Origin of the sequence: Hymenobacter negativus (assembly GCF_017571495.1) — a bacterium.
Taxonomy (GTDB): Bacteria; Bacteroidota; Bacteroidia; order Cytophagales; family Hymenobacteraceae; genus Hymenobacter; species Hymenobacter negativus.
On sequence record NZ_JAGETZ010000011.1, the window covers coordinates 134,456 to 153,686 of the forward strand.

Here is a 19,231-nt window from a genome sequence, read left to right on the forward strand (position 1 = left end):
CCTGACCCTCGCTTCGCTTAATGCACGAAGCCTTAAGGGAAAGCGGAGCACTGGTTATGCTTTGCTTAACCCTAAACTGACGTGTAGTTCCTCCTGTCATGAGAGAAGGGCCGGAAGTGAGGCCCCGCGTGGGCCAAGAAAAACCTACTTCGCTGCCATCTGCTGGTCGGCCAGCTTCATGGCTTCATATAGATTCACGATGCCGCCGGACCGGGACAGCGTGGTGAAATCAACCAGCTTCTTCGTGCCCGGTTTCTGCACACTCAGGTGGTACTTCACCGCCGATTGCATGATAATCTGCTTCATCTGAGCCGGGGTGAGTTGCGGGTAATACGATTTGAGGACTGCCGCCACGCCCGCTACCACCGGCGCGGCCATGCTGGTGCCGCTGTAAGTGGCGTAGGTATTGCCCGGCGTGGCCGAATAGATATCGACGCCGGGCGCAAATACATCCACCGTTTGCTGGCCGTAGTTTGAGAACGTGGCCACCAGTTCTGCTGTGTTGAGGCGGCTGCTGGCTCCTACCGTAATCTGGTTCGGAATGTCCTGGCCGTTGAGGTAGCGGGCCGAGGGGTAATTCTCTTCTTTGTCGGTGTCGAGGGCGCTGTTGCCGGCGGCGTGTACCAGCAGCACGCCCTTCTGGTCGGCGTACTGCATGGCGGCATCCACCACGGCCTTGTCCGGCGAGAAGTCTTTGCCAAAGCTCATGCTGATAATCTGAGCACCGTTGTCGACGGCGTAGCGAATGGCGTTGGCCACGTCCTTGTCGCGCTCGTCGCCGCTGGGCGTAGAGCGCACGCTCATGATGCGCACGGTAGGCCCGGCCACGCCATCGGCTCCGAGCTGGTTGCCCCGCACTCCCGCGATAATGCCCGCACAGTGGGTGCCGTGGTGGGCATCGGGGCCCTGTGAGTCAGGGTTGCCGTAGCCGGTTTCGGCGAGATTGGCCAGGTCGTCGCCCACGATGGTGCGCGGGTTGTAGGCCGGGTTGAAGCTTTTTTCCACCCGGTCACGCGAGTGGGCGATGGCTTCATCCAGGGCCTTCAGTTCATCATCGGTGGTGCTAAAATGGGTGCGCTTCAGGTACGCGTATAGGGAAGAGGCGCTTGTCACATCCGGCCGCGAAATCATGGCCTGCCGCAGTATGGCCGTGTCGAGTACGGTCACATTTAGTGCCTGCTTCACCCGCCCAAACGAGGCAGAATTGCTGGCGTAGGCCTCTTTCAGGTAAGCCAGCTGCCTGTTTTCCTCGTCCACGCCTTTTTCAAATACCTTCCTCGCCCGCTCGTACATATCAAACGTAGCCTGGTCGGCTGCCGGCAGCTTCTTGCGCTTCACGCCTTCAAACCGAGAGCGGTACTGGGAGCTGATGCGAGTTTGCTCCAGGGTTTCCACGGCAATGTTCCGGCCATTCTTGCCGCCCAGGAAATTCCAGCCAATAACGTCATCCACGTAGCCATTGTGGTCGTCATCGAGGCCATTACCAGGGATTTCGGTGGTCTTGCGCCACAGCACAGGCTTCAGGTCAACATGGGCGGAGTCTATACCCGAATCGAGTACTGCCACCAGCACGGGCGTAGCCTTACGGCCAGCCAGCAGTTCACGGTACGCCTTATCAGCGCTGATGCCGGGCACGCCGTCGGCTTTCAGGTCGAGGTGCTGCCAGCGGCGCACGGCAGCAGGCGAGGTTTGAGCACCAGCGGTGAGGGAAGCAAAAGCCAGGAGCCCCAGTAAAGCCAGGCGCGTAGAAATCAGCATAAAAGCAGCGGAAAGGAAGTGTAAAAGAAAACGGGTTGAAATGAAGGGACGAAGCTATTTAAAAGATACGAATCCGGCCAACCCTGCCACAGATGCAACGATAGAGCGGATTCGGGCTGGTAGCTGCGGGCATACGCCACTTGGCCAACCACAACCGGACAGTTGCCCAAAATTGAACATCTTTTTAGGCAGGAGATTATTTGGTTTTAGTTATAAATGTCTGTTGAATAACATATTATAAGAATGGCACGCTAATGGAGCCACTCCCTACAGCCCCACTGTGCAATCGGCCAATTCCGGACACGAGCCGCACTAGGCCTTGCTGCAAAAACCTGTTTTCCATCCTTTTTTTCTGTTACACCCATGAAAACCATTTTCAACACCTGCCTCGCTCAAGGCTCGTCGCAACCAGCCGATGCCTCCCAACATGCCCGCCCCGTGCTGCTGAGCGCCCTGGCACTGCTTGCAAGCGCCTTTGCGCTGCCCGCTCAGGCCCAGCAGCCCCAGCCCGTGCAAATGACCCAGCCCGATGCCAGCAGTCTGCGCCTGCGCTTCAACAACCCCACCCAGCGCCCTGCTCTCCTTACCGTGCTCGATATTACGCGTAGCTACACACTTCTCAATGAATCTCACCGCGAGCCCGCCTACGGCACTCTGTTGAAATTTAACACGCTGCCTAGCGGGCGCTATGTGGTGGCCCTGCACATCGGTGCCAACCGCTACCGCTACACCGTGCAGGTCGATGCCAAAGCACCCGGCGGCACTACCATTGCCGTGCGCGAAACCACCACCCACCGCGTAGAAAGCGGTTTGGCGACAGCCGCACTGTAGCCACTGCTCCCGCATTCAACTGCAACTACTAGTGCTGAACGATTTTGATGCTGTCAATAATCGGACTTACATAGTCGACTAAGCGCAAGGTGTTGATGGTTAGGTATTAACATCAGGAAAAAATAAGTCAACGCCACAATGCGGCGGCACTTTTCATCAGCGAAAGTGCCGCCGCATTGTGGCGTTGACTTATTAATTAACTATATGAAATTCAATAATACTCATGGCTTTTGTCAGCCGGGTGATAACTCAGATGAGTTGCAGGATTTTCCCCGGCCACGGAAGCGAAATCAGATGAAAGCCTTTGTGGCAGCCGATAATGCGATTGGAGAGGTATTCGGGGTGCAATATGCTGATAAAGAGCAGTTAGTATTCGCGCCTAACCGGCTAGGTATTTTATTTTTGAATATTCTTCTATCAAAATGAGTTTTGGATAGTGATGATGCAATTTAAAGTAGCCATATTGACATTATAATTGCATCATTCAGCTATTTTTTATGATTGTTAACATACATTCAAACGGAAAACATGCACTCAGACAGCGCTATTTTGTGACCGGTGGTGCTGGTTTCATCGGCTCGAATGTGGTGGATGCTTTGCTGAGACAAGGGCACGAGGTCTATACGATTGACGACTTGAGCACAGGCTCTTTTGAGAACCTGACGGCCGCTAATCGGAGCAGGTATCATTATTTCTTTGAGCAAAACGTGCTCGATTTTGACTGGGACGGCTACCTGAAAGCCGGCGACCACATCATTCACCTAGCCGCTGCTGTGGGGGTCGACTACGTAGCGAAGGACTCGCTATTCACCTCGCACAACAACTTAAACGTAACGCAGCACGTGCTGGAGAAATGCCGGCAGTACCGCTGCAGTCTGCTGTTTACCAGCACTTCGGAGGTTTATGGTAATCACGACCGGCATTTTTCTTCGGAAGACGACCATTTGTGTATGCACGTTACCCATGGCGGCCGAAGTGCATATACATTATCTAAATTATATGGGGAATTCCTGTGTCAGGAATATGCTCAAAAATATCATTTGCAGATAACAGTATTGCGGCTTTTTAATACGATAGGAAGCCGGCAGAGCAATAGTTTTGGCATGGTTGTGCCCCGCTTTATTCAGCATGCACTCCGAAATGAGTGCATTGCCGTGTACGGTGCGGGTGACCAGACCCGTTCTTTCTGCCATGTGTCGGATACAGTGCGGGCCATTTGCGAATTAAGCAAATCCAGCAGCAGCCGGGGCGAAATTTACAATGTGGGCAATGACGTATCCATTACGGTACTGGAGTTAGCGCAGTATATCAAGGACATTACAAACAGTTCTTCTGAAATTAAACTGAGCCCATTTCCCGAAGCAAGGCAAGGCGATAAGGATATCAAAAACCGTAAGCCGGATATTTCTAAAATTCTGAAGGATTTTGGCTGGCAGCCCGAGGTGAGTTGGCAGGAGGCAATATTCGAAATAGTAGAAAGTATGAAACAGCAAAACGTTATGAAATTTGCTTAATAATTTTATGCACGCTTTCACAATCGACCTGGAAGAATGGTTCTGCACCCATAATTTTCAGGGAATTATTGCCTATGAAGATTGGGATAAGTTGGAATCAAGAATAGGTGGTCAAACCGAACAGCTTCTGGAACTGCTGGATAAATACCATGTAAAAGCAACTTTCTTTGTGTTGGGCTGGGTAGCTGAAAGGCATCCGGAGCTACTGCAAAGTATTACCCGCGCCGGTCATGAAATTGGCTCGCACGGTTTCAGCCACCAACTTACCTGGCAGCACTCGCGGGAAAGCTTTAAGCAAGACCTAGCGCTTTCTACGGCAGCCATCCAAGCTGTTCTCGGTAGCCGGCCCACTGCTTTTCGGGCGCCTGCCTTTTCGGTTATTAAGCAGACGGATTGGGCAATTGATGTGCTAAAAGAGTCAGGATATGAAACAGATAGCTCTGTGTATCCGGTGTCGGTGCATCCGGAATATGGAATTGGGGATGCGCCGCTAGCTCCCTATCGGTGGGCCAACGGAATGGCGGAAATACCACTTTCCTGTGTGCAGTATTATAATAAACGGATTCCCATCAGCGGCGGCGCTTACTTCCGCTTTATGGCTTACCCACTGTACCGTAAGCTGGTAAAGCAACTGGAAAAGGAAGCGCGAAAATTAAATTTTTATATACATCCGTGGGAAATAGATGGCGACATTCCCAAAGTAAAAGGGTTGTCTTATCAGCGGCGTTTGCGGCACTACACGGGTTTAGCGCAGGTAAAACCCAAGCTGGAGAGAATCCTTGGTGATTTTGAGTTTACAACCTTGAGCAATGCTTTCCAATCCTGATAGGTCCATCGTGTTAACGTCTGCGCAGCAACGCTATCTGGTGTATAAAAACCTGTATGACGTTGGATTAGCTCTCGTGGTATTAGTACTATGCGCGCCATTACTACTGGTGCTAATGGCTTGGGTTAAACTGGATAGCAGGGGAGGAGTATTTTATCTGCAAAAAAGACCGGGAAGAAATAACCGACTTTTTACGTTGATTAAATTCCGCAGCATGACGGTTCCTGAAGAAGGCGATGCATTTTTACTTACGCAAGCAAATGATGCCCGCCTGACAACAGCCGGGAAATGGTTGAGAAAACTGCATATGGATGAATTGCCACAGCTTATTAATGTTTTGCTGGGCCATATGAGCCTGGTTGGACCTCGCCCATTGCCTGAACCACTTTACGCAGCATATCAACAAGCTATTCCTGATTATAACCTGCGCCATGTTATAAAGCCAGGGATAACGGGGTTTGCGCAAATTTGGCAGGGCTATACCAATACAATGGAAGAAGAAACGCTAAAATGGAAATACGATATGTATTATATCCAGCGTATTTCTCTGAAAAACGATTTAATGATTTTGAGAGAAACTATCTTCGGTAAGCGTTCCAGAAATATTGCCGAGCGGGAAGCGCAGCGAAAAATAGTTATTGCGAATAACAGTCCGGAAATAACAGCGCAAAGCCAGCGCATAAAAATTACGGCCCTTGGCTGATTGTGGTGAGTTGAACCGCCCGAACGCCCTCAAGTGCCTAGGCTAAGCCAAGCAGCTGAGCGGCGGCGGCAAAGGGCGTAAGCTGCCCCGCTGCTACTGCCTGCTGCATTGCCGGCAGCTGCTGACGTACTGTTCCGGTGGTGTAGAAACGGCTTTCCAAGGCCTGCACGATGCTTTGGTGCAGCCATTGAAGCTGTTGCTGTCGGCGGCGCTGCTCAAAATAGCCGTTCTGGCGCGTGGCAGCGGCGTAGTTTTCGATGACCTCCCACACTTCGGCCAGGCCGGTGCCGGCCACGGCGGAGGTGAGCAGCACCGGAGTGGTTTGCCCCGAGGGTGAGGCCGGAAACAGGTGCAGCGCGTTCTGATAGTCGACGCGGGCGCGCCGGGCGGCCTGCTCGTTGCCGTGGTCGGCCTTGGTGATGCACAGGGCGTCAGCCATTTCCATGATGCCGCGTTTCATGCCTTGGAGTTCGTCGCCGGCTCCGGCCAGCATCAGCAGCAGAAAGAAGTCTACCATGCCGTGTACGGTGGTTTCGGACTGGCCAACGCCCACAGTTTCCACAAAAATGACATCGTGGCCCGCTGCTTCACATAAAAGTAATGCCTCGCGCGTGGCCCGCGCTACCCCGCCCAGGCTGTTGCCGGCGGGGGAAGGGCGGATGAAGGCCGCCGGGTGGGCCGAGAGCCAAGGCATCCGGGTTTTGTCGCCGAGGATGCTGCCGCCGCCGCGCTGGCTGCTAGGGTCCACGGCCAGCACTGCCAGCCGATGGCCCTTTTCTTCGACCAAAAAACGTCCCAGTGCTTCAATAAAGGTGCTTTTGCCCACGCCGGGTACTCCCGTGATGCCTACGCGCAGGCTGTGCCCGGTGTGGGGCAGCACGGCCTGCAATACTTCCTGGGCCAGGGCCTGGTCGGTGGGCAGAGTGCTTTCGACCAGCGTGATGGCGCGGCCCAGCACCGTGCGGGATCCGGCCCGGATGCCGGCAGTGTACTCTTGGACGGAAAGACGTTTGGGAGGCAATATATTGATGCGGCGGCGTTAGCTTGCGGGTGCAAAGAACGGGCGTTTTGGATACGGACGCCATCTGCAGGCAAAAAATGGTCGTGGCAAACGCGCCATTGGGCGACTGCGGCTGGTACGGGCGGCCGGGGCGGGGTTCTTTGCTTCCCATCTTCCCCTCCCACCCACTATCCATCCGTTCACCCATTATTACTGCTGCATGAAAGCACCATTTTACCCCTTAATGCTGGCCACGGGGTTGGCGCTGCCCACCGTTGCGCTCGCCCAAAACGAGCTGAGTAACTTCTCCGCTACCGGCCGGGGCGGCGTTATCAATACGTTTGCCTCCGATTATCAAGCCATTGGCATCAATCCGGCCAACCTAGGTCGGACTACCAACTTCAAGGTGGCCTTCACCATTGGGGAAGTTGGGGCGGGTATTGGCTCGCAATCGCTCAGCAAAACCACGTTCAAGCACATCTTTTACGATGGCAAACAGAGCATTGGCGCGGCTGAGAAAGCGACGCTGGTCAGCCAGCTATCGGGCGACAACGTGCTGAACCTGAACGTCGATACCAACCTGTTTGGCCTGGCCGTAACGCTGCCCAACGGCCTGGGCGGCATTGCCTTCAGCAGCCGGCAACGCATTGCCGGCCACCTGGCCATGAACCGCAACGCGGCCGACATCATCATCAACGGGCAAAATGCCGACATTATCCGGCAGTATTACCCTACGCCCAACAACACGGGCATGCCGACGCCAACTAACCCGAGTGCGCCGATGATTTCGACGGTACTCGATGGCACTAGCATTCAGGCGGCCGTTACGAATGAATTCAACATTGCCTACGGGGTGCAGGTGCTCGACAAAACGGGGTTCAAGCTGTCGGCGGGACTGGGCTACCGCTACATTCAGGGCATTGGCATTGCCGACATCCGGGCCACGGGTGGCAACCTGACGGCCTACACGTCACTCGCGCCGGTGTTTGATGTGAACTACGGTGCACTGGTCAGCAGCCCCACGTTCAACTACGAGTCGGGCTCCGACCTAAAACCGGTGGGCAAGGGCAATGGCTTTGATTTCGGGCTATCAGCGGAAGTGGGCAAAATGGTCCGCCTCGGCGCTTCGGTTACTGATGTGGGCTCGATGACTTGGACTGGCAACGTGCTGGAAGCTAGCGACCAAAAGCTCCAGCAAACATCATCGAACGGGGTGTCAACCTACGACGTGCTCACCGAAATAAGCAAGCAGTTCGACACCGACAACAAAAACCTGTTCACTTATACTACGGCTAAAGAGCGTAAGGCCGACCTGCCCACTAAGCTGCGCTTGGGGGGAGGCGTGCGCATCAGCAAGTTTTTCGAGGCTGGCCTCGACGTGACCATGCCGCTCAACAAAGTGGCCGGCAACCTCACCACCACCTTCGTGGGCGTGGGCGTCGATTACCGCCCCATCAACTGGCTGAAGCTGAGCAGCGGCTTCACCGGTGGGGCAGGCTACGGCAAAAGCCTGCCTCTCGGCCTCACGTTCGTTACGCCCCTGTGGGAGGCCGGCATCAGCACCCGCGACGTAGTGGGTCTGTTCAATGAAAGCTCGCCTTATAGCTCGGTGGCCTTCGGCCTGCTGCGCTTCAAGATTGGCAGCAGCGAGTAAAAGGTTGTCATTGCGAGGCCCAGCCGCAGCAATCCGTCCTGTTCTCAGCAACTAACCCGATAATGTGAAAAGCCCCGGCACTGTGCAGTGCCGGGGCTTTTCTGTAAAGGTCTTGTCACTTCTCAAGGCTGATGGCGTTGGGAGGCCGCAGTGCTTGGGCTGCGCCTCACAATGGCAGCCGTCCCGCTATTCTGGCACTACCACAAACATGGGAAGGCCCAGCTTGCTGCGACGGCCGCCCAGCTTCAGGCCTTCGTCTACGTATTTGCAGTCTTTGCCCAGGGTGTTGGGATTTTCGATGATGCCGAGGTTGGGGTTGTCTTCGCGGGCCACGTAAATACGGCCATCGGGGCCGAGCTGAAGGGCACCGATTTTGCGGTTGGCCGACTTGCCCACCAGCACCGGGGCACTGGCTTTTTTGGCGAGGTCGAACTGCCAGATTTGGGTTTCGCCGCCGCCCACTCCATTGCAGGTGCCGTAGAGCTTGGTGCCATCGGGTGAGAATTCTACTCCGTAGGCTTCGGCGTAAGGCCCAAAGCTGCGCGGGTTGCTCACTTTGCCGGTGCTGCGGTCGAAATCGTAGATTTCAAACTTATTGGTTTCGCGCCAGAGCGCCGCCGCCAGGTGCTTGCCATCGGGCGAGAACTTGAGGGCCCCGATGGCGTTGCGACCGGGTCCGGCGTTCATGCTGCCTACGTTGCTCATGATGGGCTTGCCGGCCACGCCATCGGCCGTGACGAGGTAGCTCACAAAGGCGTTGGAATTCCAGCGGTGGGCCAGCACCCACACGTCGTGGCCGTTGGCGTGGCGCACGGCGGCCAGCTTTTCGGCCACCGGCTGAATGAGCAGCGCGTTCACGCGGGGCAGGTCGCCGAGGCCGTCGGCGCGGGTCATGTCCACGGTGGAGTAGCGCAGGCCCTGAGGCGTGCCCTGGGGCGCGACGGTGAAAATGTAGAAAATATTGCCCGAACCGGGGTCGGGCACGATGAGGGCCGATTGGGTGCTGCTGCCGCTGCCCATCAGCTTGGTGCCGTTGGGCATGGGCTTGTGCTCGCGGTTCCATACGGTTTCGCCGTTGGTGTAGAAGAGTAGCTCGCCGCGGGAGGTGGTGGCCACGGCGCTGCCCTCGTAGGTGCTCATTTTGCCATCGTTCAGGGGCTTGGGCGTGCCATCGGCGAAGCTGAGGCCCGCTTGCTGACCGAAGTACCAGATGTCGTTGGTGTGCTGGGCATGGGCTGCGAAAGTCAGCAGCGGGAACAGCGCAAGAAAAAGACGTTTCATGGATAAAAAAGCAGTTGTTTGAGCAGCTTAACGAAAAAACCGTGCCGGGTGGCTCGCGCAGGCTTTCGCAAGGTTAAGAGTGATTTCGTCATGCCTACTTTAACGTCAACCTTGCGAAACCTTATGCTCTGGGCCTTTGCTGCTGTCGGCCAGCAACATTCCCAGCACTCCCAGCAAAGCCAGCGGCATCAGAAAATATAGCCCGTGCAGCGCTGCCGGATTCCCCAGCGCCAGCGCGAAGCCATTGAGCGGCAATAGCAACGGCAGCACCAGCGCCGCCAGTAGCCATCGCTGCCGCCCTGCCGCCTGGTACCCAAAAGCCAGCAGCGGCAACAGCAATACCGCATCGTAGTACAGATGATACGTGGTGAGCAGCGTAAGCGTGCTCACCACCAGAAACAGATGCCAATCGGCCAGTGGCCCGTATTGCCAACGCCGCCACCACAACCGAAGGCTCGCCGCCAGCCATAGCGCGCCGTGCAGGAGCATATGCCACCGGCTGCTGCCGGGCCACAACCACTCCAGCACATTGCCCAACTCAAGCCGCAACGTCATGCCTTGGGTAAGGGGATAGTCGGGGTCAGTAGGGTCGAAAGACTGGGCTCGCACCTGGGCCACCAACTGTTGGTAAGTGGGCAGCAAGTTGTGCGGGAATGCAGCCCAACTCCACGCCACCGCGCTGAGCAGCCCTACCGTAGCGGCCGCCACAGCCAGCGGTAGCCACTGTTTTTTCCACAGAAACCACGCAGCAAACGGCAGCAGCAGCGTCACCTTGAACGCGGCCAGTCCCAGCAGCACACCCGCCAGCACTTGCCTCACAGGGCGCTGGTCCGAATTATGGCTCACAGCCAGCGCCCCCACACCCAACGCCAGCGCCGCAAATGTCGGCTGACCCGTGAGCAAGGCCGGTACGGTACCTTTCAGGGCCACAGCTAGCAGCAGAAACTGCCACCACGGCACGGAAGTGCAGCGAGCTAATATCCTTGCCCACAGCCACGCCACCGCCGCTAGGCTCAGCACGGCCAGCACATACCACAGGGGCCAGGCTACGGCATACGGCACCCGGCCCACTGTGAGGCCAAAGAGCGCCGCCGCCCACGGCGGATACAGAAATGGCAGGTTGGGCAAGCCCGGCTGGGTACGGCTATTGAAACCTTCGTGCTGAATAATGTGCTGCCAGCCAGCTTTTAGGGTGGCGTCGTCGTAGGGTGTTTGGCCCTGACGCAGCACGGCTTGGCCCACGTAGCAGGTTCGGAAATCCATGGGCCGGTCGGCGTCGGGGCGGGGCTCCCGCACGATGCGGCTGAGGTTGAAAAGGGCGATGAGCGCCAGGAAAAGCAGGAGAAAACGCGGCACGGCCGCAAAGTAGCGCGAACTTTTAGTTCGTAGCCCCGCGCCGTTTGACTGCCCTCCTAGGCCGCGAACTAAAAGTTCGCGCTATTTCGCCGTCAGCTGGACTGGTTCCATCACTTCATGCTGCTTTTCGAAGTAGGCATAGCCCGGCATCAGGCCCCGCCAAAAAGCTTGGTGTGGGCTGTTGAGGTGTTTGGCCAGTTCCGGTTCAGTGAGGGGAAAGGGAAAGATATGCACCGGGATAACGGTCTGTCCGGCAGCCCGCGCCATCACGGCCAGCAGGTACACTTCCTCAATGCCCGCATCGGTGATGGGCAGGCAGCCGATGGAGGCCGCGCCGCCGTGGATGAAAATGTCGCCGCCGGGGTCAGGCTCGCCCAGGGCGCGGTCGGCGGTGTTGGGGTAGTTGAGGCCCAGTGAGAGGTGGAAGTTGCTGTTGGGGTTGAAGCGGTCGATTTCGTAGAAGCCCTCTGGCACCTGGTAGTCGCCGGCGCGGCGTTTGGGACCCAGGCTTCCCGACTTAGCCGACAGCGGGTAGGAGTGGAGCAACTCAAAAGGGCCGCCGTTTTGGTTGCGGGCCCACACCTCCACCTCAGCGCTGGTTTTAATCATTCGGATGAAAATTTCCAGTCGGTTCGGGTCGAGGACTTTGGTGTGCAAACGGTTGGCTACCACTGGGCCCGTGTTTGCCTCGGCCGCCCGTACCCGCGGGAACTGGCGCTGCTGCTGCCAGAATGCCGCCTGGCTCGAATCTTTCGGCGTGGTGCAGCTCTGGGCCAGCAGCTGGCAAACGGGCAATAGGAACAGGACGCAGCAGGACAACCGACGCAGCATAAATAACAGACAAAATAAAGACGAATGTAGCCACAACGGCATTCAGTATTTTCTATTTTATGTCGGCTATAAAAAACGCAGCTCTTGCATCGGTAACACCTGCATAATGCCCGCTACCACACTCAAGAGCTACCTTCGCGGCAGTCGGCGGGTGGTTACTGCTCCCGTCTGCCTGCCTATGAATCCCTGCTTTCTCCTCTACCGCTTGGGCCCTGCACTGCCGCTGCTGGCGCTGCTGAGCTGCTCCGGCAACCCCAGCACCAAGGCGACCCCCGAGGCGCCCGGTGTACTGCCCGGCCCCATTGCGGGCACCAGCCAAACCCAGCTTTCCAACGGCTGGAAGCTCAGCCCCGCTGGTACCGCTACCCCGCTCGGCGACCTGCCCCTGAACCTGCAAATCAGTCCCGATGGCCGCCTGGCCGCCGTCATAAATGCCGGTTGGGGCAAAAATTCGGTACAGCTCCTGGACGTGGCCACCGGCCAGGTGCTCGATACCAAGGTGGTGCCCGCCGCTTGGGCCGGCCTGGCTTTCGCACCCGATGGGCGTACCATTTATGCCTCTGGTGGCCAGCACAACCGCATTCACAGCTTCCGCGTCGAAGGCCAGGAGCTGCAGCCCGACAGTGCCTTTGTATTGGGTGCGAAGTGGCCCAAGCAAAAAATCGGCGTGGCCGGCGTGGCCGTCGATGGCCCGCGCCAGCAGCTCTACGCCGTGACGCGCGAGGACAATTCGCTCTACACCTTCGAACTGAAAACGCACCGCGTCCTGCGTATCCTCAAGCTGCCCGCTGAAGCCTATGGCGTCGTGCTCAGCTCCGACGGTGCCCGGCTCTACATCAGCCTCTGGGGCGGCCACGCCGTGGCGGTGGTCGATGCGGAGAAGCAGCAATTGCTGAACAGTATCACTGTAGAAAGCCACCCCAACGACTTGGTGCTGACGCGAGACGGCCGCCGTCTGTTTGTGGCCAATGCCAACAGCAATTCCGTGTCCATCATCGATACCCGCCTCGGGCAGGTGACGGAAACGCTCAATACGGCCCTGTTTCCCGCCTCGCCGGCCGGCAGCACGCCCGACGGTGTGGCCTTGAGCAATGACGAATCTCAACTCTTTATTGCCAACGCCGACAACAACTGCCTGGCCGTGTTCGATGTGCGCGAGCCGCGGGCGAGCAAGCCGCTGGGTTTCGTGCCGACTGGCTGGTACCCCACGGCCGTGCGCATAGCTGGCAATCAGCTGCTGGTGCTCAACGGCAAAGGCAGCACCTCCAAGCCCAACCCCAACGGTCCCAACCCCGTGCGCGATGAGGGCGAGAAGGGCGCCGGCTACATAGGGGGGCTGCTGACGGGCTCGCTCTCGCGCCTGCCCGTGCCCGATGAGAAGGCCCTGGCTGCTTTCTCGGCCCAGGTGTACGCCAACACGCCCTTCACCAAAAACCGAGAAGCCAGTCCGGACGTGCCGGTCGGCAGCCCCGTGCCCCGGCACGTGGGCGACGCCTCGCCCATCAAGCACGTCTTCTATATCATCAAGGAAAACCGCACCTACGACCAGGTGCTTGGCGACTTGCCCGCCGGCAACGGCGACGCCAGCCTCTGCCTCTTCCCCGAAAAGGTGACGCCCAACCACCACGCCCTCACCCGGGAGTTTGTGCTGCTCGATAATTTTTACGTGGATGCCGAGGTGAGCGCCGACGGCCACAACTGGAGTACGGCTGCCTACGCTACCGATTTTGTGGAGAAAAGCTGGCCCAGCAACTACAGCGGCCGGGGCGGCGAGTACGATTTTGAGGGCCGCCGTGGCGAAGTGGCCGAGCCCAAAGACGGCTTCCTGTGGGACTACTGTCGACGCGCCGGCCGCAGCTACCGCTCCTACGGCGAGTTCGTGTACAAGGGCAAAGCCAGCGTGCCAGCCATCGAAGGCCACTTTTGCGAGACTTACCCCAGCTTCGACCTCAAGGTAAAGGACGTAGACCGCGAAAAAGTATGGGAGCAGGATTTCGACCGCCTCGTGGCCGCCGGCCAGCTGCCTGACCTCAGCATCATCCGCCTGCCCAATGACCACACCTACGGCGCCCGCAAAGGCGAGCTCAGCCCGCTGAGCTACGCCGCCGACAACGACCTGGCCCTCGGCCGACTCATCGAGCACCTCTCGCACAGCCCCGTCTGGAAGGAGTCAGTGGTGATGATAGTGGAAGACGATGCCCAAAACGGCCCCGACCACATTGATGCGCACCGCTCCACCGCCTACCTCGTGGGGCCCTACATCCGGCGCAATGCCGTGGTGCACACCGCCTACACTACCTCCGGCATGCTGCGCACGCTGGAGCTCATCCTTGGCCTGCCGCCCATGAGCCAGTACGATGCCGCCGCGCCGCCGCTCTGGGCCTGCTTCACGGCCCGGCCCAACTTCAAGCCCTACACTCTGCGCCCCGCCACTACCCCGCAGGACGTGCGCAACACGGCATTCAACGGTCCCGCCCGCCGCTCCCTCCAGTTCGACATGAGCCGCGAAGACGCCGCGCCCGACCTGGCTTTCAATGAAAATATCTGGCAAGCCATCCGCGGCGAGCACAGCGTGATGCCGGCCCCGCGCCGCGCTGCTTTTCTGCGCGAAGCAAAAACGGAGCATGAGGAAGAAGAGGAGGGCGACGACGACTGAAAACAAAGGAACAGTTAGGGCCGTCATGCCGAGCGCAGCCGAGGCGTCTCGCGTGCAGCAGTAAATTATTCAAGTGCATTGCTACCCGCGCGAGATGCCCTCAACAGCACCTGACATGGCGGTCTAGCTGTTCGTTATGGTGCCCGAAGCACCGCTGTGCTTTTCATAACAAATGTTATCGTCTGACGCTGGAGCAGGTGCCCAATTTTGCAGCGTCAACCACACGAAACCATTTGATTATGAAAGCCGCCATCATGCATCCGCAGAGGAAATTGCCACAGTATGCCGACGTGCCCGAGCCCGTAGCCCAAGCCCCCGACCAGCTCCTGCTCACCGTGCACGCCGCTGCCATTAAGCAGCTCGACCGAAGCCAGGCGAGGGGCACCCATTATTCCTCCGCCGGGCAGGAGGCCCGTATGATTGGGGGCGATGCCGTGGGCACGCTGCCCAATGGCATCCGGGTGTATGCCGTGGGGAGCGGCACCCTGGCCGAGCGCACACTTATCGACCCGCGGCGCATGGTAGCCCTGCCCACCGGCCTCGACGATGCTACGGCTGCCGCCCTGCCCAATGCCGTGATTGGCGCAGGCATGGCCCTACGGTTCCGGGCAGCCCTGCAACCCGGCGAAACAGTGCTCATCAACGGCGCTACCGGGGTCACGGGGCGCGTGGCCGTGCAATTGGCTAAGCGCTACGGCGCTGGCCGGGTCATCGCCACGGGCCGCAACGCCGAGTCGCTGCAAGACCTGCTAGCCCTCGGGGCCGATGAGGTAATCCACTTGCAGCAAGCCGATGAGGTGCTGATGGAGCAACTGCGGGTGCTACACGCCGCCACGCCCATCGATGTAATTGTGGACTACCTCTGGGGCCCTTCGGCCGAGCTGCTGCTACGGACCCTGCGCGGCACCGGCGGGTTCACTCACCGGGTACGTTTTGTGTCAGTCGGGACGATGGCGGGCGATGACGTGCGGCTTTCCGGGGCCACGCTGCGTAGCGTCGATTTGCAGCTCTCGGGTTCAGGGCTAGGCAGTTGGCCGCGCGAGCAGGTGGCGCACATCGTCTCCGATATGCTGCCAGAAGCTTTCCAATGGGCCGTTGAGGGCCACCTGCACGTTGAGACGGTGACCATTAATCTGTCCGACATCGAGCGCGTCTGGGACCTGAACGTGCCCGCCGGCAAGCGGCTGGTTGCGTTGGTTTGAGGCCATTGATTTTCCGCAGTACCATGCGCCTCACCAAGCAGCCCACCGCCGTGGTCTACTGGCTAGCCACTGGCCAGCTGGCCCTGACTGACGCGAAGAAGCTGCCCTGACGTACTTTGCGGGGCGTTTTCATCGATATTTCAAGCGCTTATGCTGGAATGGCTGCGTGCCCAGTTTTCTCTCAGCGCCGAGCAGTGGCAGCGGTATGCTCCCGGCTTCACCCGCCTCGAAGTGCCGGCCCGTACCCTGCTGCTGCGTGAAAACGATATCGCCAAGCGGGCCTTTTTCATCGAAAAGGGCTGCCTGCGGGTGTGGTTCAATAACCAAGGCAAGGACACCACGTTCCAGTTTTTCTTTGAACACCAATCGGTGTCGTCCTTCGAGAGCTTCCGCCAGCATACCCCAAGCCTGTTTTCCATCGAAACCATTGAGCCCTGCGTGGTGTGGTGGCTGGCTCGGGAAGACGCCTACCGTCTGCTGGCTGAGTTGAGTGAGTTGCCCGAGATGCGCGAAAAGCTGGCCGGGATGATGTTCGACCGAATTCGGCATTATTCCGAGCATTGCCTGTCCTTCATTCGCGACACGCCCAAGCAGCGCTACCAGCAACTGCTTGCCAAGAATCCGCAAGTGGTGCTGCGGGTGCCCCAGCACTACATTGCGTCGTATCTGGGCATCAGCACCGTGCACCTCAGCCGCATCAAAAGGTAGCATTGGGAGCTGCGTAATGGGCTATTGAAAGTCCGGCTTCCTTATAATCGGGCTATTTTTGCTTGACGATTCTTCTCCGCCTCATGCAGCTCAAACCCCTTTTCACCTTTCTCACCGCGCTCACCAAGAACAACGACCGGTCCTGGTTCCAGGAGCGCAAGGCCACCTACGACCAACTCCGCAAGCAGTTTGAGGAAGACGCCGAATTCTGGTTTCAGGAGCTGAAGCAGCTCGACCCCACCATAGCCGGGCCCGAAGGCCGCAAGAGCATCTTCCGCATCTACCGCGACGTGCGCTTCAGCAACAACAAGGACCCGTACAAGACGCACTTCTCATCCTACTTCACCGCCAGCGGCAAGGACATTGAAACGCCCGGCTACTACGTCCAGATTGGCCCGAATGGCAACACGCTCATCGGCGGGGGGCTCTACATGCCCGAGAAGAACCAGCTGGCTGCCATCCGGCAGGAAATCGATTACAACGCCGACCAGCTAAAAGCCATTATCGCCGCGCCCGATTTCCAGCGCCACTTCGGCGGCATGGGCGGCGAGAAGCTCAAAAAATCTCCCGCCGCCTACTCCGTCGACCACCCCGAAATCGAGCTGCTCAAGCACAAGTCCTTCATCGCCTCGCACCAGATGACCGACGCCGAAGTGCTGAGCCATCAGGATTTCCGGACCCACGTAGTGGAAGTATTCCGGGCCATGGTCCCGTTCAGCCACTTCCTACGCGGAGCCCTGGAGGCCTAGCACGGGTACCGCAAAATTTCATTTCGCGGTACCCGTGCTACCAATTCACTACTTCCTGCTCGTGGCCGGCACGGAACAAGGCACTCTGTTTCTTGCCGTTGGCTTCGATGTTCACAATGTTCATCTGGTCGGGAAAGGCATCGAGCAGCACGGTTTGGCGCAGTTTAACGCCGGTTACCGGGCCGGGGAGTGCCACCTTGCAGTAAAACCAATAGCCGTCGTTTTCGGCCTGCATGCCCAGGAGCTGCAACGGCAGCCGCGTTCCGGCCGTGGTGCTGATTTGCAGCGTGCGCTGGAAGTAAGCGTCGGCCGTCACCAGCGGACGCGGGCCGGTTTCCGTCAGGCTCACCGGCTTGGGCTGGCCCTGCGAAAGAGCCTTTTCGAAGTCATCGGTGAACACTTTCACCGATAGCTCCAGCTGCTTTTTGGTCGCGTTGTAGCGCAGCTCCGTGATGGTGGAGTGGTAGGCGTGCAGCGCCGGGCCTGCCCCAACCAATGGCAGCAGCAGTAGTACAGTAGCAAAAGCAGCGAGCAAGCGCATAGGAGTTGGGGTAAGTGGGAAGGAAGTAAATAACAACGTCATGCTGAACGGAGCCGAAGCATCCCGCGTGCCATAGTAACTCCATCGATTGGCTTACTACAACACGCGGGATGCTTCGGCTCCGCTCAGCATGACGTTATCTGCTGATTTGGCAATAAGCCAGCTTTAAAACAGCTTCATCACCTGCTTGATGACGATGACGTAGGCCATCAACGCCAGAATCAGGACTGTGCCTACACGCTGGGCGCCTTCCAGGAAAGCATCCGATGGCTTGCGACGCATAATCATCTCATAAAGCAGGAACACCACGTGGCCACCATCGAGGGCAGGCACGGGCAGCAGGTTCATGAAGGCCAGCACCATGCTCAGAATGCCGGCCAGGCTCCAGAAGTGCTGCCAGTCCCAGATGCCGCCGAACTGCTGCGCAATTTCCACCGGGCCACCCAGGTTTTTGGCCGAAGCCTTGCCGGTGAAGATTTTGCCAAAGGCGCGGGCCTGCACCCACACAATGGAAAAGGCCTTTTTGGTGCCCACGGGCAGGGCTTCGGCCAGTGAGTAGTGGCGCGTCCCGAACGTAAGCGTCGATTTGCGCTCGAAGCCGATGTGGCCGTCGGCATCCACGGCTACGTTCAGCGTTGTGGGTTGGCCGGCGCGCTCCACGTCGATGGGTACGGTTTTGCCCTTGTTGGCCAGCAAAGTGCCTTGCAGCTCATCAAAGAACTGAACCGGCCGGCCAGCTACGGTCTTAATAACGTCGCCTACTTTCAGGCCGGCTTTGGCGGCGTTGCCGCCGGGCGTCACACGCTCCACGGCAAAGGTTTCGCGGGGGCGCAGCAGCACGCTGTCTTCGGTTTGCTTGCCCGAAAGGTCGAGGAAGTTGGCGGGCAGTTTCACATCAGCGAGCTGGCCGTTGCGCTCCACCGTGAAGTAGGTGTTGTCGCCGAGCAGCACGTCCGGCTTGTAGATGTCGTCGAACTCGGTGAAGGGCCGGCCGTTGATTTTTACCACTTTGTCGCCGGTCTGGAAGCCTACCTGACGTGCCAGCCCATTGGGTAGCACGCCGTACCGCACCGCCGAGGCCGGCAGGTAGGTTTCGCCGTAGTGCGCGGTCATCACCGTAAAAATCACGATGCCCAGGATGACGTTCATGATGATGCCGCCCAGCATCACCAGCAGGCGCTGCCAGGCCGGCTTGCCCCGAAACTCATCGGGCTGCGGCGGGCCGGCTAGGGTCGAGGCATCCTGCGTCTCGTCAATCATGCCGTGAATCTGAACGTAGCCGCCCAGCGGGAACCAGCCGATGCCGTATTCCGTCTCGCCAATCTTCTTCTTCAGCAGCGCGAAATTCAGCACGCTGGGCATTGGGAACAGAAAGTCGAAGAAGATGTAGAACTTATCGACCCGAATTTTAAAGAGCTTGGCGAAGGCAAAGTGGCCAAATTCGTGCAAGCCAACCAGTATGGAGAGGGCCAGCACCAGCTGGCCAATCATGGTGAGAATTTCCAAGGAATGGTGTAGTTAGTCGGTCATCCTGAGCGCAGCGAAGGACCTTATCACGCGTGCGCCGTAGGAATTTAGGTGATTCGGACGAAGACTACCGTGATAAGATGCCGTCTTCGTC

General features: G+C 58.3%; 17 protein-coding genes. 10 read left to right on the top strand and 7 right to left on the bottom strand.

Annotation, left to right across the window (positions count from 1 at the left end; genetic code table 11):
* Positions 1–144: 144 nt before the first annotated feature.
* The gene (locus J4E00_RS20575) at positions 145–1,758 is read right to left on the bottom strand and encodes a S8 family serine peptidase (RefSeq protein WP_208177154.1); all 1,614 of its coding nucleotides are present in this window, start codon (positions 1,756–1,758) and stop codon (positions 145–147) included.
* Positions 1,759–2,121: 363 nt separating this feature from the next.
* On the opposite strand from J4E00_RS20575, the gene J4E00_RS20580 reads away from it, so the two are divergent.
* The 5 genes from J4E00_RS20580 to J4E00_RS20600 all read left to right on the top strand — a co-directional run bounded on the left by J4E00_RS20580 (position 2,122) and on the right by J4E00_RS20600 (position 5,632).
* Positions 2,122–2,589 carry a hypothetical protein gene (locus J4E00_RS20580; protein ID WP_208177155.1) on the top strand — a complete coding sequence of 156 codons (468 nt, stop codon included), beginning with the start codon at positions 2,122–2,124 and terminating at the stop codon, positions 2,587–2,589.
* A gap of 204 nt (positions 2,590–2,793) precedes the next feature.
* On the top strand, positions 2,794–3,015 hold the full coding sequence (locus tag J4E00_RS20585; RefSeq protein ID WP_208177156.1) for a hypothetical protein: 222 nt from the start codon (positions 2,794–2,796) through the stop codon (positions 3,013–3,015).
* Positions 3,016–3,086: 71 nt separating this feature from the next.
* Complete coding sequence (locus J4E00_RS20590) at positions 3,087–4,103, top strand: NAD-dependent epimerase/dehydratase family protein (RefSeq protein ID WP_208177157.1); 1,017 nt, start codon at positions 3,087–3,089, stop codon at positions 4,101–4,103.
* Between the two features lie 7 nt (positions 4,104–4,110).
* On the top strand, positions 4,111–4,929 hold the full coding sequence (locus tag J4E00_RS20595) for an XrtA system polysaccharide deacetylase (protein WP_208177158.1): 819 nt from the start codon (positions 4,111–4,113) through the stop codon (positions 4,927–4,929).
* Positions 4,913–5,632 carry a sugar transferase gene (locus J4E00_RS20600; RefSeq protein ID WP_208177159.1) on the top strand — a complete coding sequence of 240 codons (720 nt, stop codon included), beginning with the start codon at positions 4,913–4,915 and terminating at the stop codon, positions 5,630–5,632. Before J4E00_RS20595 ends, J4E00_RS20600 begins: the two co-directional genes overlap by 17 nt.
* Before the next feature lie 37 nt (positions 5,633–5,669).
* Here the strand turns inward: J4E00_RS20600 and meaB are convergent, their stop codons facing one another.
* Positions 5,670–6,653 (bottom strand): methylmalonyl Co-A mutase-associated GTPase MeaB, encoded by a 984-nt coding sequence (meaB, locus tag J4E00_RS20605; RefSeq protein WP_208177160.1) that lies wholly within the window; start codon positions 6,651–6,653, stop codon positions 5,670–5,672.
* A 199-nt stretch (positions 6,654–6,852) separates the two neighbouring features.
* On the opposite strand from meaB, the gene J4E00_RS20610 reads away from it, so the two are divergent.
* On the top strand, positions 6,853–8,286 hold the full coding sequence (locus J4E00_RS20610) for a DUF5723 family protein (RefSeq protein ID WP_208177161.1): 1,434 nt from the start codon (positions 6,853–6,855) through the stop codon (positions 8,284–8,286).
* A 186-nt stretch (positions 8,287–8,472) separates the two neighbouring features.
* On the opposite strand, the gene J4E00_RS20615 is transcribed toward J4E00_RS20610, so the two are convergent.
* The 3 genes from J4E00_RS20615 to J4E00_RS20625 all read right to left on the bottom strand — a co-directional run bounded on the left by J4E00_RS20615 (position 8,473) and on the right by J4E00_RS20625 (position 11,754).
* Positions 8,473–9,567 carry a PD40 domain-containing protein gene (locus tag J4E00_RS20615; RefSeq protein WP_208177162.1) on the bottom strand — a complete coding sequence of 365 codons (1,095 nt, stop codon included), beginning with the start codon at positions 9,565–9,567 and terminating at the stop codon, positions 8,473–8,475.
* Between the two features lie 105 nt (positions 9,568–9,672).
* A complete protein-coding gene (locus tag J4E00_RS20620) occupies positions 9,673–10,923 on the bottom strand; it encodes a glycosyltransferase family 87 protein (protein WP_208177163.1) in 1,251 nt (416 codons plus the stop codon).
* 81 nt (positions 10,924–11,004) lie between these two features.
* The gene (locus tag J4E00_RS20625) at positions 11,005–11,754 is read right to left on the bottom strand and encodes a murein L,D-transpeptidase family protein (RefSeq protein WP_208177164.1); all 750 of its coding nucleotides are present in this window, start codon (positions 11,752–11,754) and stop codon (positions 11,005–11,007) included.
* Positions 11,755–11,932: 178 nt separating this feature from the next.
* Here J4E00_RS20625 and J4E00_RS20630 point away from each other — a divergent pair, with 178 nt between their 5' ends.
* The 4 genes from J4E00_RS20630 to J4E00_RS20645 all read left to right on the top strand — a co-directional run bounded on the left by J4E00_RS20630 (position 11,933) and on the right by J4E00_RS20645 (position 17,069).
* A complete protein-coding gene (locus J4E00_RS20630) occupies positions 11,933–14,410 on the top strand; it encodes a bifunctional YncE family protein/alkaline phosphatase family protein (RefSeq protein ID WP_208177165.1) in 2,478 nt (825 codons plus the stop codon).
* Positions 14,411–14,649: 239 nt separating this feature from the next.
* Positions 14,650–15,612: a zinc-binding alcohol dehydrogenase family protein gene (locus J4E00_RS20635; RefSeq protein ID WP_208177166.1), complete on the top strand. Its 963-nt coding sequence runs from the start codon at positions 14,650–14,652 to the stop codon at positions 15,610–15,612.
* 150 nt (positions 15,613–15,762) lie between these two features.
* A complete protein-coding gene (locus J4E00_RS20640; RefSeq protein WP_208177167.1) occupies positions 15,763–16,320 on the top strand; it encodes a Crp/Fnr family transcriptional regulator in 558 nt (185 codons plus the stop codon).
* Between the two features lie 83 nt (positions 16,321–16,403).
* Positions 16,404–17,069, top strand: coding sequence for a DUF2461 domain-containing protein (locus J4E00_RS20645; RefSeq protein ID WP_208177168.1), 666 nt, complete (start codon positions 16,404–16,406; stop codon positions 17,067–17,069).
* 37 nt (positions 17,070–17,106) lie between these two features.
* Here the strand turns inward: J4E00_RS20645 and J4E00_RS20650 are convergent, their stop codons facing one another.
* Positions 17,107–17,610 carry a DUF6702 family protein gene (locus tag J4E00_RS20650; RefSeq protein ID WP_208177169.1) on the bottom strand — a complete coding sequence of 168 codons (504 nt, stop codon included), beginning with the start codon at positions 17,608–17,610 and terminating at the stop codon, positions 17,107–17,109.
* Between the two features lie 165 nt (positions 17,611–17,775).
* Positions 17,776–19,116, bottom strand: a complete 1,341-nt coding sequence (gene rseP, locus J4E00_RS20655) for an RIP metalloprotease RseP (RefSeq protein WP_236049982.1) — start codon at positions 19,114–19,116, stop codon at positions 17,776–17,778.
* Between the last annotated feature and the right edge of the window lie 115 nt (positions 19,117–19,231).

What these genes read in the sequence shown, in the direction of transcription:
- J4E00_RS20575 (WP_208177154.1), bottom strand. Translation starts at nt 1,758, where the DNA reads ATGCTGATTTCTACGCGCCTGGCTTTACTGGGGCTCCTGGCTTTTGCT.
- J4E00_RS20580 (WP_208177155.1), top strand. Translation starts at nt 2,122, where the DNA reads ATGAAAACCATTTTCAACACCTGCCTCGCTCAAGGCTCGTCGCAACCA.
- J4E00_RS20595 (WP_208177158.1), top strand. Translation starts at nt 4,111, where the DNA reads ATGCACGCTTTCACAATCGACCTGGAAGAATGGTTCTGCACCCATAAT.
- J4E00_RS20625 (WP_208177164.1), bottom strand. Translation starts at nt 11,754, where the DNA reads ATGCTGCGTCGGTTGTCCTGCTGCGTCCTGTTCCTATTGCCCGTTTGC.
- J4E00_RS20610 (WP_208177161.1), top strand. Translation starts at nt 6,853, where the DNA reads ATGAAAGCACCATTTTACCCCTTAATGCTGGCCACGGGGTTGGCGCTG.
- J4E00_RS20615 (WP_208177162.1), bottom strand. Translation starts at nt 9,567, where the DNA reads ATGAAACGTCTTTTTCTTGCGCTGTTCCCGCTGCTGACTTTCGCAGCC.
- J4E00_RS20640 (WP_208177167.1), top strand. Translation starts at nt 15,763, where the DNA reads ATGCTGGAATGGCTGCGTGCCCAGTTTTCTCTCAGCGCCGAGCAGTGG.
- J4E00_RS20600 (WP_208177159.1), top strand. Translation starts at nt 4,913, where the DNA reads ATGCTTTCCAATCCTGATAGGTCCATCGTGTTAACGTCTGCGCAGCAA.
- J4E00_RS20635 (WP_208177166.1), top strand. Translation starts at nt 14,650, where the DNA reads ATGAAAGCCGCCATCATGCATCCGCAGAGGAAATTGCCACAGTATGCC.
- J4E00_RS20650 (WP_208177169.1), bottom strand. Translation starts at nt 17,610, where the DNA reads ATGCGCTTGCTCGCTGCTTTTGCTACTGTACTACTGCTGCTGCCATTG.
- J4E00_RS20630 (WP_208177165.1), top strand. Translation starts at nt 11,933, where the DNA reads ATGAATCCCTGCTTTCTCCTCTACCGCTTGGGCCCTGCACTGCCGCTG.
- J4E00_RS20585 (WP_208177156.1), top strand. Translation starts at nt 2,794, where the DNA reads ATGAAATTCAATAATACTCATGGCTTTTGTCAGCCGGGTGATAACTCA.
- J4E00_RS20645 (WP_208177168.1), top strand. Translation starts at nt 16,404, where the DNA reads ATGCAGCTCAAACCCCTTTTCACCTTTCTCACCGCGCTCACCAAGAAC.
- J4E00_RS20590 (WP_208177157.1), top strand. Translation starts at nt 3,087, where the DNA reads ATGATTGTTAACATACATTCAAACGGAAAACATGCACTCAGACAGCGC.